At 57.6% G+C, this 13,597-nt stretch carries 11 protein-coding genes and 1 tRNA gene; 6 read left to right on the top strand and 6 right to left on the bottom strand.

The window, feature by feature from the left end:
- Positions 1–3: 3 nt before the first annotated feature.
- The 4 genes from AC4BBN_RS01725 to AC4BBN_RS01710 all read right to left on the bottom strand — a co-directional run bounded on the left by AC4BBN_RS01725 (position 4) and on the right by AC4BBN_RS01710 (position 4,813).
- Complete coding sequence (locus AC4BBN_RS01725) at positions 4–876, bottom strand: glycosyltransferase family protein (protein ID WP_490590225.1); 873 nt, start codon at positions 874–876, stop codon at positions 4–6.
- On the bottom strand, positions 873–2,636 hold the full coding sequence (gene msbA, locus AC4BBN_RS01720; RefSeq protein WP_490590224.1) for a lipid A export permease/ATP-binding protein MsbA: 1,764 nt from the start codon (positions 2,634–2,636) through the stop codon (positions 873–875). Before msbA ends, AC4BBN_RS01725 begins: the two co-directional genes overlap by 4 nt.
- Positions 2,637–2,732: 96 nt before the next feature.
- Entirely contained in the window at positions 2,733–3,830 is a 1,098-nt protein-coding gene (locus AC4BBN_RS01715; RefSeq protein ID WP_490590223.1) for a glycosyltransferase family 9 protein, read from the bottom strand.
- Complete coding sequence (locus tag AC4BBN_RS01710; RefSeq protein WP_490590222.1) at positions 3,827–4,813, bottom strand: O-antigen ligase family protein; 987 nt, start codon at positions 4,811–4,813, stop codon at positions 3,827–3,829. The genes AC4BBN_RS01715 and AC4BBN_RS01710 overlap by 4 nt, the downstream gene beginning before the upstream one ends.
- Positions 4,814–5,141: 328 nt before the next feature.
- Here AC4BBN_RS01710 and AC4BBN_RS01705 point away from each other — a divergent pair, with 328 nt between their 5' ends.
- The 6 genes from AC4BBN_RS01705 to AC4BBN_RS01680 all read left to right on the top strand — a co-directional run bounded on the left by AC4BBN_RS01705 (position 5,142) and on the right by AC4BBN_RS01680 (position 9,473).
- Positions 5,142–5,912 carry a glycosyltransferase family 2 protein gene (locus AC4BBN_RS01705; RefSeq protein WP_490590221.1) on the top strand — a complete coding sequence of 257 codons (771 nt, stop codon included), beginning with the start codon at positions 5,142–5,144 and terminating at the stop codon, positions 5,910–5,912.
- A gap of 46 nt (positions 5,913–5,958) precedes the next feature.
- Positions 5,959–7,185 (top strand): Tol-Pal system beta propeller repeat protein TolB, encoded by a 1,227-nt coding sequence (gene tolB / locus AC4BBN_RS01700; protein WP_490591368.1) that lies wholly within the window; start codon positions 5,959–5,961, stop codon positions 7,183–7,185.
- 37 nt (positions 7,186–7,222) lie between these two features.
- Entirely contained in the window at positions 7,223–7,765 is a 543-nt protein-coding gene (pal, locus tag AC4BBN_RS01695; protein WP_490590220.1) for a peptidoglycan-associated lipoprotein Pal, read from the top strand.
- Between the two features lie 65 nt (positions 7,766–7,830).
- Positions 7,831–8,577 (top strand): tol-pal system protein YbgF, encoded by a 747-nt coding sequence (gene ybgF, locus AC4BBN_RS01690; RefSeq protein ID WP_490590219.1) that lies wholly within the window; start codon positions 7,831–7,833, stop codon positions 8,575–8,577.
- Positions 8,578–9,360: a tRNA threonylcarbamoyladenosine dehydratase gene (locus tag AC4BBN_RS01685; protein ID WP_490590218.1), complete on the top strand. Its 783-nt coding sequence runs from the start codon at positions 8,578–8,580 to the stop codon at positions 9,358–9,360.
- A 37-nt stretch (positions 9,361–9,397) separates the two neighbouring features.
- A tRNA-Lys gene (locus AC4BBN_RS01680) sits at positions 9,398–9,473 on the top strand.
- 73 nt (positions 9,474–9,546) lie between these two features.
- Here the strand turns inward: AC4BBN_RS01680 and xdhB are convergent.
- The gene (xdhB, locus tag AC4BBN_RS01675) at positions 9,547–11,865 is read right to left on the bottom strand and encodes a xanthine dehydrogenase molybdopterin binding subunit (RefSeq protein ID WP_490590217.1); all 2,319 of its coding nucleotides are present in this window, start codon (positions 11,863–11,865) and stop codon (positions 9,547–9,549) included.
- Positions 11,862–13,322 carry a xanthine dehydrogenase small subunit gene (gene xdhA, locus AC4BBN_RS01670; protein ID WP_490590216.1) on the bottom strand — a complete coding sequence of 487 codons (1,461 nt, stop codon included), beginning with the start codon at positions 13,320–13,322 and terminating at the stop codon, positions 11,862–11,864. Before xdhA ends, xdhB begins: the two co-directional genes overlap by 4 nt.
- Between the last annotated feature and the right edge of the window lie 275 nt (positions 13,323–13,597).

Here is a 13,597-nt window from a genome sequence, read left to right as displayed (position 1 = left end):
AACTCAGAGCACGAGCTTGAAATGCTTGCGGCTGAAGTCTAGTCCGGTAAGCGTTTCTACTTGTCGCATGAGGTGGTATTTGTTTTCTTTGGGGGTTGGCTTGTAGTCTGGATCAATATGTAACTCTTGTTCTGCACCGGTGCGTAACCAGTCTTGTGCCGCAAGTGGATGTTTCCCCCTGAAGGGTGAGAGCGCGCGTGCGTCGAATTTGCTGTAGGTGACTTTGTTCGCTGTGGTGGCCCAATATTTACTGACTTGGTCCAGTTTTTTCTGCATGTCTTCGTTGCGTCGAATCCAGCCGTAGTGGTAGATGTGTGCGTTCGCTAGCGCGGCCTTTGGATTGCGTCCCCGCTTATGGTCCGTCGTAACAAGCCAATATTGGCCGTCTGGCGCGTACGATCGGATGGTGTTGCGGATCATTCGGCATTCTCTGCGATACCAGCCGGGACTAATGGAAATCCAGTCTGGACTACCGTAGAAGTGCAGGTAGTCAAATACTAAGGCCTCGACTGCAGGGTTGGCGTGGTGGCGGTCCACACTGGCCCGAATGGCTGTCAATTCATTTTCATGCACCACCTCATCTCCTTCGAGGTAAAAAGCCCAATCGCCGGTGCATGCGTATTGCGCAATCATCTTTTGCTGCGCATAGACGAATCCGCGGTCGGCCATGCGCTCGTTCCAGATTGTCTCGATGATGCGTATTTTGGGGTCGTCAATAGCTTGCACGCGTAACAAGGTATCGTCGTCGCTGCGTCCAACCGCCACTACAAACTCATCCACCAAGGGCAATAATGAGCGAATGGATGCTTCAAACGGGAAGCCAAGCTCTACCCCGTTGCGAATAAAGGTAAAGCCGCTGATGGAGGCGCGGGTCATAGAGGATTCTCGATTTCGTTGTTTGAAGAGGCGGTGCTGGTAATACTGTGCAATCGCGCATAAGAGCTCTGATTTGCAAGCAGTTCCTGGTGGGTACCGCTCTCAACAATACTGCCTTGGTCCATTACCACGATGCGGTCCGCATGCTCAATTGTGGACATCCTGTGTGCAATAACAAGCGTAGTGCGGCCTACCATCAGCCGGGCAAGGGCGCCCTTAACTGCTTGCTCAGATTCTGTATCTAGTGCTGATGTGGCCTCATCCAGAATGAGTATCGGGGCGTCTTTGTATATTGCCCTTGCGATAGCAAGCCGCTGTCTTTGACCGCCGGATAACTGCGTTGCATTGTGACCGACTAATGTATCGATTCCTTGTGGCAATGCATTGATGTGCGAATCCAGATTGGCCGCAACCAAGGCTTCCCGCACCCGTTGGCGGTCGATTTCGGCGCCCAACGCCACATTGGCCGCAATGGTGTCGTTAAACATGACCACATCTTGGCTCACGATAGAGAACTGCCGCCGCAACGCGTCCAATCTCCATTGTTCCAAGGGAATACCATCTAAAGTGATCTGGCCGGATGTCCAATCAATGAATCTCGGCAGCAGGTTGGCAAGCGTTGTCTTACCGGAGCCCGAGCGACCGACCAGCGCAACTGTTGTGCCAGACTCGATGGTCAAATCGATGCTGTCGAGAGCGGGATGCTGGCTGTCGGGATAGCGAACCGTGACGGATTTCAGCTGTATGCGGCCCTGGACTTTGTCTATGCTTTGTGAGCCACCGACCTCATTGAATGTGTTTTCAATCAGGTCCAAGCCACGCTCTATAGCGGAAACACCTCGTGTGAGAGGTCCTGCGACTTCCGATAAATGTTTGATGGGTGCGATCAGCATCAACATGGCGGTGACGAAAGCGGCAAAGCCCCCTACGGTCGCCCCGCTACTGGCGTTTTGCCACAGGGCAATACAGATCACCGCCGAGAGCGCCACGGCTGCAAGCATTTGGGTGAGTGGCGTCATGGCGGAGCCCGCAACCACTGACTTCATTGCCAAGCGACGCAGTTCATCATTGAATTTTTCAAAACGAGATGCTTGCGCCTCCTGCGCGTTATGTAGCCGAACCATGCGTTGGGCCAGCACATTTTCTTCCACTACGTAGGCCAATTCATCGGTTGCCTTCTGGCTGGCCTTGGAGATTTTGTCCAGTCTTCGAGACAAGACTTTCATGACCCAAGCCAGCGAGGGAAACATCACTAAAACGATGAGCGTCAGTTTCCAGTTGAGATATAGGAGGTAACCTAGCAATGCGACTAAGGTCAACGCATCGCGTGAAAGCGATAGCAACGTCGCAACTATGGTTGCGGCGCCGTTTTGTACTTCATAAACTACAGTGTTAGTGAGCGCACTCGCAGATTGGTTGCGAAACAGACTTTGGTGAGCGTGCAAGAGTTTATCGAACAGTAGGCCCCGAAGTTGGCGCATACCATGGTTGGTGACATGGGCCAAGGCATACGATGCGATGAAAGAGGTTGCTCCGCGAATTCCAAACAATGACAGCAGTGCAACTGGCACCATCCACAACTGTACATTCCCTTGCTGAAAACCTTTGTCCAAAAGCAGTCGCATCAGTGCCGGTATCGCAGGCTCGGTTGCCGCACCGATAAGCGTTGCCAAGACGGCGGCAACTACAGCGGAAGAATGCCCGCTGAAGTAGGGGGTAATCCGCTTCAGCCTTTGCAATAGTGATATTTGTGCAGACATGTTGGCTTTGGGGTCTTTGGGGTCACTGATGCAACTGTGGATTAAGAGTTTGTTCAAACGGTCGGCGAGGACTACTTGCACGAAGACGGGAGTGTTTCAAGGTGCCCATGCGATATTTTCTCGCACTCTCTGCTGGACCATATAGGCTGGTATATCGTTGACCCTTGACGTTGTTGACTGTATCGCTGCCCCTATCCATTCCGAGGGCAGTCGCCATTGCGGATGGACGGTACTTTGAAACAAGGAAACTACAGGGGTGTTGGCCGCTACCGCCAAATGCATCAGGCCGCCATCTGCAGCGATGGCGAATTTGCTTTGAGATAGCAAAAAATGGCATTGGCGCAAGTTGGTTTGCCCGACCATGTTCAACATGTTGCTTGATTTCGGGCCGGATGCACAAATGGCTTCGGCGGCGGGCCTTCCGTTTGGGCTTCCCAGCAGCAGAAAATTTTTCCAGCCATCTTGTACTAGCAAGTTGACCACTTCAACCCACTGCTCGTATGTACGATACGCATCTACACCACCTAGTGCCAATGCCACTGTGCAGGGTTTTAGCAGGCTGGTGGCGTGTTCATTTGTCTCGTAGCGTATTTTCTGTTTTGCATGAAACGAAAAGGACGTTTCGTCGGTTTGAAGTCCGAAAAGGTCAACCAGTCTTTGGGTTGCAAAGCGTGCCCTATGAAATTCCGGACCAGTAAAACGTTCGTGCAACGATGTCCAACGGGATTGCGGGAGTAGTTTTGCCTTAGGTCCCAATGAACGGTTTTTGTAGCTAGGGACAATCACAAAGTCGTATGAGTTTTCGAGGGCCGCATGTTCGTTTGGTAAAACTTTGGAGAACCATGCATCGCCCTCGAATAGTTGTGCAAGTGGAGGCTCTACGAGCAAGTCTATTTCTACACCTAATTCACGAAAGATGCTTCTTGGTGCTAGGTCCATCAAGGCATCACCGATTTGTGGCACGCCAAAGTACATCCACAGCCCACGCTTGCTCTGGCGTGGAATTTTGTCAATTCGAAATTGATCTTGCTGGCTCCACCTGTACACCAATTCACGCCGGAAAGCGCGCCAGCCTAGCTTGTTTATGCCAATTTCTTCCAGGTATGCCTTGGTATTTCCGGCGACGGGGATGGAAACTGGCTGTTGAACGGAGCTAAGCCCCAACGCGCGTATGGGTGAAGGGAGGAAATTCATTGTTTCGAATGCATTCGCGACGCACAGGCTATGGCTGCCAGCATGACAAATGTCCAACCCTCCCAGTCGTTGTGTACCGATGCGTCGGTAATCGCGTTAAGGCACAGTAACAACACGCCAGCAGTTACGGAGCGTGATAGCCATGGATCCGAAATGCGTCTGCTTGTCTGGATGACCGTGACTAGGAGGCCCACTAAGAGTAGCAGGCCCGCAAGACCAAATTCCACGAGTTGAAGTAGATATTCGTTGTGAGGGTGGCGATGCCCGAGACTTGCTGCTGGGTCGTTGCTTTCTTCCAGCTTGTGTCTAAACGCACCCGCGCCATGGCCTAGTAAGGGCGCTTCCTTCCACATTTGCAAGCTAAGAGCCCAGTAGTGTAAGCGTTGCCCGGCAGACGTTTGGACGTCTCCTGTTTCAAAAAAAGTTGAGCTTTCGCTGTAGATCGTGTTGAGGCGGGTGGGAACTTGTGGGATCAGTAGATACGCTGAGGTGGCCATCGTCACTAGTGCCAGCATTCCTAGCGCGCGCTCGCGCGCTGAGGCAACATGCAAGGACAGAATGCACCCCATTGCCAGCAGTAAGCTGAACAATGCCATACGGCCGTAGATGAATAGGGAGATGTCAGCTATGCAAAGGACGCACAGCAGTGCCAGTTGCCATCGCCAACGTAGCCAGTGTAAGGCTGCATTGGCGGAGGCGACCAAAAGCACAGAAACATGGAACCCATGCACAATCTGATTGCGCCAGTACACCAAGTTTGGGGTACCCAAGCGATAAGGCTCGTAGGCTTGGTTGCGAAATTGTGTAAAGTTCCAGCCAGCAGCTTGAAGTAGGCCGCTGCCATCCATCAGAGTTGGCACCATTAAGACAAACACTCCGGCGCAATATGCTGCCAAAAACCTGCGTTGGTCATTCGATTCTTCGAATACTATGGCAAATATAGGTATGAGTAGCAGCTTGCGATAGTGTCCCAGGTCGTACATGGCCATTTCATGTGGTTGTCTGGCCAAACAAGCACTTGCGAAAATCAGTAAAAACAAGATGAGTGCAAGCTGGGCGATGGGCTCTCGCAGGCATTGCCGGGCGCGTTGTAGCAAGTTGCCACTGAAAGGGAGTGCGATAAGTACGCCAGTCAAGCCCACTCGAAAAAAAGCGTTAGACCAAGGTATACCAAAGGCACAGGCCAATCCCGCGCATCGGCTTAAGTTGCCGGCATGTTTCGTGAACGTAGGGGGCATGTATATTTTTATCTTGGACAGTGTTGCCTAGCTAGAGGCGGGCGAGCAATTATCCGTCCAATAAAATCAGGTTATGTCTTTGTCTGTCATCATCATCGCCCACAATGAATCATTCAATATTGTCGAGTGTCTCGCCAGCGTTGCTTTTGCGGACGAGTGCATAGTATTGGACGGAGGAAGTTCCGACGATACAGTCGAGCTAGCGCGCGCTGCTGGTGCGCGTGTTGTGGTGGCGTCGGACTGGCCAGGCTTCGGGGTGCAAAAAAATAGGGTGCTGGCACTTGCCACTTGTGACTGGGTGCTATCTCTGGATGCGGACGAGCGCGTTTCTTCTGTGCTTGCTCAGCAGATTCAGGCTGTCATAAGAAATGGGCCACTTTATGCTTATGAGGTGCCTCGTTTAACTCAGTTTTGCGGGCAGTGGATACGGCATTGCGGATGGACGCCTGACAGGGTGCTACGTTTGTTTTATCGTGGTTCAGCCCGGTTTAGTAACGATTTGGTGCACGAGCGCGTAGTGCTCAACCCAGGTGTCGCAGTGAAGCGTTTGACGGAACCTTTGTTGCATGACAGCTATCCTACCCCTTCGCACTACTGGCGCAAGCTGGAGTCTTACAGCCAGGCCTGGGCTAGACAGCGCCACGAGCAGGGGCAAACCACGACGATGTTACGGGCTGGCTTGTCAGGGCTTGTTGCATTTGTGCGCAGCTACTTTTTTAGAAGGGGTTTTCTAGACGGTGCAATGGGCTTTGCGGTGTGTACTATGCAGGCCCAAGCGGCGTTTGGAAAATACTTTGCTCTCTATTGTTTGAATCAAAAACACAATGAATCTAAGCCGAACTGAATCTATCAGCCGACGTTATTTGCTAGCTGTTTCGTTGTCTTTGGCGATGGTGCCTGTGTTCGCCCAGTTCCGTGTGGAAGTATCTGGCGTGGGCTTGACCCAATTACCTATCGCCATTGCCAGCTTCAAGGGCGACGACCAGTCTCCGCAAAAGATTGCAGCCATTGTGCAGGCGGATCTGGAGCGCAGCGGCCAATTTCGGGCGGTGGATGCGAGCGGAGCCAAACTGGATGAAACCACTCCGCCCGATGTGTCGGTATGGCGCCAGAAGGCTGCAGACTCCCTGGTGGCGGGCAGTGTGACCCGCTTGGCTGATGGTCGTTACGACGTGCGTGTCAGGTTGTGGGACGTGGTGCGAGGTAAGGATTTGGCGGCGGAAAACCGTACAGTTCCACAGGCAGACTTGCGTTTGGCGGCGCACCGTATTGCCGACTTGGTATATGAAAAGCTCACCGGTGATCGCGGTATTTTCTCGACTCGCATTGCCTACGTGACGCGGTCTGGTTCGCGTCACAAATTGTGGGTTGCCGACGCCGACGGTGAAAACAGTCAGTCGGCCTTGGACAGCCCTGAACCTATTATTTCTCCGGCTTGGTCGCCGAATGGTCTGCAACTGGCCTATGTGTCTTTCGAGGCACGCAAGCCGGTGATTTACGTGCATGACGTTGCCACCGGTAAGCGCCGGTTGATTGCCAATTTCAAGGGCTCGAACAGTGCGCCGGCCTGGTCTCCGGATGGCCGCTCTCTGGCTGTGACGCTTAGCAAGGATGGCGGCTCGCAGATTTATTCGATTGATGCGAACGGTGGCGAGCCTAGGCGGCTGACCCAATCCAGCGGCATTGACACCGAGCCCCGGTATTCGGCGGATGGCAAATACATCTATTTCGTTAGTGACCGTGGCGGTGCGCCGCAGATCTACCGTATGCCCAGCAGCGGGGGCAATGCTGAGCGCGTGACCTTCTCGGGCAGCTACAACATTTCGCCCAGCATCAGCCCGGATGGCCGTTGGCTGGCGTACATCTCTCGCATCAATGGTGCGTTCAAGCTGCAGGTGATGGAGCTCAGCAGTTCCACCGTCACCAGCATTACCGACACCAGCGCGGATGAAAGCCCCAGTTTTGCGCCCAACAGCCGATTGATCGTGTACGCAACCCAGCAGCAGGGGCGCGAGGCTTTGATGACCTCCACCCTGGACGGAAAAATCAAGGCGCGTCTCGCAGGCCAGGCGGGGGATATCCGTGAACCGGACTGGGCTCCATTCACGAAGCCCTGAGTGCAGTATTGACTTCATATTTAACGAGGAAATGGAAATGAAAAATTTGGTGTGGGCTCTTTCTTTGACGGCTGTGCTGGCCGGTTGCGCTTCGGGCGTCAAGCTGAACGATGTGCCTGTCGTGGACAAGAGTGGTGCCGGTGTCACGCAGGCCGGCAATACGGGCGCTCAGAGTAATGCTTCTGCTGCCGGCGCGAGCAGCGTTGCCTCTGTGGATTTGTCCAAATCGAACAACGATGCCATCGGCCCCAACGGCACCCGCATTGTGTATTTTGACTTTGACAGCTACGCCGTTTCCTCCAACGACCAGTCCGTCATTGAGTCCAATGCCCGTTATCTGAAGGCCGACAAAGCCCGCCACGCTGTGGTGGAAGGCCATACCGACGAGCGCGGCGGCCGCGAATACAACCTGGCACTGGGTCAGAAGCGCGCCGAATCCGTGCGCCGTGCGCTGGGGTTGCTGGGCGTGGCCGATACGCAGCTGGAAGCCGTGAGCTTCGGCAAGGAAAAGCCTGCGGTTATTGGCAGTGATGAAGCCGCCATGGCCAAGAACCGCCGCGCAGAGATTAGCTACCGATGACTCGCACTGCCAGACTTTCGACGGCCCCCGTGCGGCGTCTGGCCGTAGTGGCATGGGCTTGCTGCATGCTGTTTGCAGGTAGCACTCACGCCGGGGTGTTTGACGATGACGAGGCCCGCAAAGCCATTCTGGATTTGCGTCAGCGTGTGGAAGCGAACCGCCTTGGGGTCGAATCCACCAATAAGAAGTTGGCTGAAGATTTGCAGCGAGCCAACGAAGACAATGCGCAGCTGCGCCGCAGCCTGCTGGATTTGCAGAGCCAGATCGACTCGGTACGCGCTGATCTGGCTAAACAGCGTGGGCAGGATGAACAGCTGGCACGTGACGTGGCCGATGTGCAGCGCCGCATGAAGGACCAAACGCAGTCGGTGGATGAGCGCTTGCGCAAGTTCGAACCGACTAAGGTCACCGTGGACGGCAAGGAGTTCAACGCCGATCCTGCGGAAAGCCGCGACTTCGATGCCGCACTGGCCATATTCCGCAAAGGCGATTTCCCCGCCGCGCAAACCGCCTTCGTGGGCTTCAACAAGCGCTATCCGCAAAGTGGCTACGGTACCTCGGTGCTGTTCTGGCTGGGCAATGCCCAGTATGCGAACCGCGACTATAAGGAGGCTGTTGCCAACTTCCGCGCCTTGCTGGCGGCGGCACCCGACCATCCGCGCGCGCCCGAGGCTGCGTTGTCAATTGCGAACTGCCAGATGGAGCTGAAAGACGCGCGTTCGGCCCGCAAGACCCTAGAAGACCTGGTCAAGGTGTATCCCCAATCTGAAGCTGCTTCGGCGGCCAAGGACAGGCTAGCCAAGCTCAAGTAAATGGATGCTGTAGATCTGGCTCGGCGATTTGGTGGCCTGGAGCGCTTGTATGGCGTGCCAGGTGCGGCACGCATTCGTTCGGCCCACGTGATGGTGGTCGGCATTGGCGGCGTTGGCTCCTGGACCGTGGAGGCGCTTGCGCGCAGCGGGGTAGGGCGTCTGACCCTGGTGGATCTGGACCATGTGTCTGAATCCAATATCAACCGGCAAATCCATGCCTTGGAATCCACCGTTGGCCAAGCCAAGGTGCTGGCAATGCGCGACCGTATCGCCCAGATCAATCCTGACTGCACCGTACATTGCATCGAGGACTTTGTCGAACCTGAAACCTGGCTGCAATTGCTGCCCCAGGGTGTGGATGCGGTGGTGGACGCGTGTGACCAGGTCAAGGCCAAGACCCGCATGGCTGCTTGGGCACGCCAGACGCGCGCCTGCTTCATTAGCGTTGGCGCGGCAGGTGGTAAGCGCCATGCGCACAAGGTCGATATCGACGACTTGGCCTTCACCACCCATGACCCGCTGTTGGCACAACTGCGTTACCGGTTGCGCAAAGAGCACGCGGCTCCACGCGAGGGAAAGAAGATTGGGGTCACTTGTGTGTTCAGTCGTGAAGCGGTGATGCCGCCAGATGCATCCTGTGCCGTCGATGGTGACGGCAGCTTGAATTGCCACGGCTACGGGTCAGTGGTGAGCGTGACCGCAACCTTTGGCCAATGTGCTGCCGGTTGGGTTTTGGATCAATTGGCATCGACTATTGAAAAAACCGTAAAAACCACGCTATAATTTGAGGCTTCGCTACAAGGTGTAAATACCTTTAGCTGGGACGTTAGCTCAGTTGGTAGAGCAGCGGACTTTTAATCCGTTTGTCGTGGGTTCGACCCCCGCACGTCCCACCAGTATTTGTGAAAGCCCGCTATCCGAAAGGTAGCGGGCTTTTTGCATTCCACGCTGGCCGTGGAATGTTGCGCCTCAATGCGCCAGGGCCTTCAGCACATTCTCTGCGGTGGCCGGTGCTGCCAGTTGCACCACGGTGCCGTCGCCACGGGCTGTGGCAATCGCGTCCTTGAAGGCTTCAAACACGCTGATGGCCAGCATGAACGGCGGTTCGCCCACGGCTTTGCTGCCAAAGACGTTGTCTTCGAAGTTGGGTTGCTCCCATAGCGCCACTTTAAAGTGCGCCGGGATGTCGCCAGTGGCCGGTATCTTGTACGTGCTGGGCGCGTGGGTGCTCAGATAACCCTTGTCGTTCCATACCAGCTGCTCGGTGGTCAGCCAGCCCATGCCTTGCACAAAACCGCCCTCGACCTGGCCGATGTCGATGGCCGGGTTGATGCTGGTGCCTGCGTCGTACAACACATCCACCTTCAGCACCTTGCTTTCGCCGGTCAGCGTGTCGATGGCCACCTCGGTACAGGCCGCGCCGTAGGCAAAGTAGTAGAACGGGCGTCCGGTCAGCGTGGTCTTGTCGTAGTGGATCTTGGGTGTGCGGTAGAAGCCGTCGCTCCATAGTTGGATGCGGTTGGCATAGGCCTGTTGCACCACGCTGGCAAAAGGGCGGCTGCACACCGGAGTGCTGATTTCACCGCCCTTGAAGCGCACCGCGCCCGGGCCGCAGTTATCCAGCCCGGCCACAAACTGCGCCAGGTTGTCGCGCACATTGCGGGCGGCGTACTGGGCCGCACGTCCATTCAGATCGGTACCGCTGGAGGCGGCCGTGGCCGATGCATTCGGCACCTTGCTGGTATCGCTGGCGGTGGCCAGCACGTTTTCAAACGCAATGCCCAGCTCGTCGGCCACGATCTGCGCCACCTTGGTGTTCAGGCCCTGGCCCATCTCGGTGCCGCCGTGGTTTACCTGCACGCTGCCGTCGGTGTATACGTGCACCAGCGCACCGGCCTGGTTGAACAGGGTGGCGGTGAACGAGATACCGAACTTCACCGGCGTGATGCTGATACCGCGCTTGATCACCGTACTGCCCGCATTCCAGGTGGCAATCGCGGCCCGGCGTTGCTGGTAGTGGGATGTTTGCTCTATCTGCTCCAGCATGGGGTGCAGGATGTTGTCCTCCACCTTCATCTGGTAGTGGGTCGTATCGCGTGTTGGGTTGGGCGTATGCGCCGCGTCATACAGGTTGTGGCGGCGCACGGCCAGCGGGTCCAGTTGGAGCTGGCGGGCGATCTCGCTGAGGATTGTTTCGATGACGATCACACCCTGCGGCCCGCCAAAGCCACGGAAGGCGGTATGGCTCTGGGTATGGGTTTTCAGCCGGTAGGAGGCGATGTCCACATCGGCCAGAAAGTAGGCGTTGTCCACATGGAAGACGGCGCGGTCGGCCACCGGGCCGCTGAGGTCGGCGCTGAAGCCGCAGTTGGCCAGCATGGTGAGCTGCAGGCCGCAGATGAGGCCCTGGTCGTCATAGCCCACGGTGTAGTCGTAGGCAAACGGGTGGCGCTTGCCGGTGACCATGAAGTCGTCGTCCCGGTCCAGGCGCAGCTTGATGGGGCGGCCCAGCTTCTGTGCGGCCACGGCGGCCCACACGGCCAGATGCCCGGCCTGGGTCTCCTTGCCGCCAAAGCCGCCGCCCATGCGACGGCATTCGACCCGCACTGCGTGGTTGGCAATGCCCAGAGCGTGGGCCACCCAGTGCTGCACCTCGCCCGGGTGCTGGGTGCTGGAGTGCACCAGCCATTGGTTTTGTTCTTGCGGCAGCACATAGGCTACCTGGCCTTCCAGGTAGAAGTGTTCCTGGCCGCCCACTTCCAGCTGTCCGCTGAGCGTGTGCGGGGCCTGGGCCAGTGCGGCTGCGGCATCGCCCCGGCGCACAAATACCGGTGGCAGCACATAGCTTTTCGCGGCGTGGGCCTGGCGCACATCCAGCAGCGCGGGCAGGGGGCTGATATCGAGCTGGACGGCGCGTGCGGCGGCGCGCGCCTGCATGACAGAGTCGGCCACCACCAGGCCTATCACCTGGCCGATGTGGTGCACCGTGTCGATGGCGAAGATGGTTTCGTCGTGGGCGAACGCGGCCAGGATCGGGTCGCCAGGGATATCAGCGGCCAGCACTACACCCTGCACGCCGGGCATGGCTAGCGCGGCAGCCGTATCCACTTTGTGCAATGTGCCGTGGGCCACGTTAGACAGGATGGGCGCGGCGTGCAGCGTGCCGCGCACCTCGGGCAGGTCGTCCACATAATGGGCGGCACCGGCCACCTGGGCGCGGGCGCTTTCATGGGCCACGCTGCGGCCTGCGGCGGAGGGGGTTAGAGCAAGTTTTTCCGGGGCGTTCATACCAGGGCCTCCACGTCCAGGGTGGCCAGATTGATCTGGGTCTGGCCTTGGCTTTCCAGCCAGAAGCGTTGCAGCAAATTGCCCAGCACCTCGCTGCGGTAGGCGGCCGAGGCGCGCATGTCGGAGATGGGTTGGAACTCGGCGCGCAGCACGGCGGCGGCGGCCTGCACCGTGGCCTGGCTCCAGGGCTGGCCGACCAGGGCTGCCTGGGTTTTCAGTGCGCGTACCGGGGTGGCGGCCACGCCGCCCGCGCCGATGGAGGCGGTGTGCACGACACCATCTTTGAGCGTCAACTGCAGCGCCAGGCAAACGGCAGAAATGTCGTCGTCGAAGCGTTTGGAAATCTTGTAGACCTGCATCAGCTCGCCTTGCGGGCGGGGCACGTCGATCCAGGCCAGAACCTCGTCGGGCGCCATCACATTGCTGCGGTAGCCGGTGTACAGGTGCTCCAGCGGCAGGCTGCGCGTGCCGCGAAGGCTTGCCAGGCCCACGCTGGCGCCCAGGGCGATCAGCAGCGGCATGGAGTCGCCAATTGGCGAGCCATTGGCCACATTGCCGCCCAGCGTGCCCGAGTTGCGCACCGGTAGACCGGCGAAACGGCTGGCAAAGCTGTGCAGCTGCGGCCGGTCGGCCACCAGCGCGCTGAAGGCGTCTTGCAGGGTAACCGCCGCGCCGATGCGGATGCCACCGGCCTGCGGCTGGATCTGCCGCAGCTCAGCCACCTGGGTGACATCCAGCACGCTGTCGAAATGCTTGTGCATCTTGGTGACCCACAGACCCACGTCGGTGCAGCCGGCCACGACTTGGGCCTGCGGATGCGCTGCGCGGGCGGCGGTGAGCTCGGCCAGGGTGGTGGGCGACTTATAAGCAAAATCGGCCTGCAGCGCAGGTTTCGTCTGCGCAAGCAGCTCTAATTTTTGTAGCAAGGCGGGTTCGTCAATGTGGACCGGGGGCAGGCTAGCCATGTGCTGGGCCGCATCCAGAATCGGCCGGTAGCCGGTGCAGCGGCAGAGGTTGCCTGACAGTTCCTCCTGCGCCAGCTGGCGGCTGATGCCCTGGCCCCGGCATACATGGTTCTGGTACATGCCAAACAGGCTCATCACAAAGCCGGGGGTGCAAAAGCCGCACTGTGAGCCATGGCACTGCACCAAGGCCTCCTGGGCTGGATGCAGGTTGCCATTGGCTTGTGCCAGGTCTTCCACCGTCCACAAGGCCATACCGTCCACCGAGTGGGCCAGGCGGATGCAGCTGTTGATGGCACGAAAGCGCAGGTTTCCGTTCTCGGGTTCGGCCAGCACGACGGTACAGGCGCCGCAGTCGCCTTCGCCGCAGCCTTCCTTGGTGCCGATGGCGCCCAGGTCTTCGCGCAGCACCTGCAGCAGGGTGCGGTCGGGGGGCACGTGGTTCAGTGTCACGGTCTGGCCACGCCGGATGAAGCGCAGAGGGTGGGTTGTCATAAGGTGTGGTGTCCTAACGGAGCTGAAACGGGAAAAGTCAAAGTCAATGGATGCAGCATAAGTCGAACATTAGGCTCGGCCGCGCCGCTTTTCAACTGCTGAGCGGCAATACGGCAATACGGCAATACCCCTGCATTTCCTATGCCGGTGGCTGGTGGGTTGCCGCCATGTTGCCATGTGAGAAACAACGGGAAGGGCATCAGAACCTGTTCATACTTACGCACTTGCGAAGTGCAATACGTTCAGAGCCTAGTCTGGACACGCCCCACAATACA

The sequence above is a fragment of the Rhodoferax sp. SPJ21 genome (genome assembly GCF_058216335.1).
Note: the sequence above shows the minus strand (reverse complement) of the source record. Positions and strands in the feature narration are given on the sequence as shown.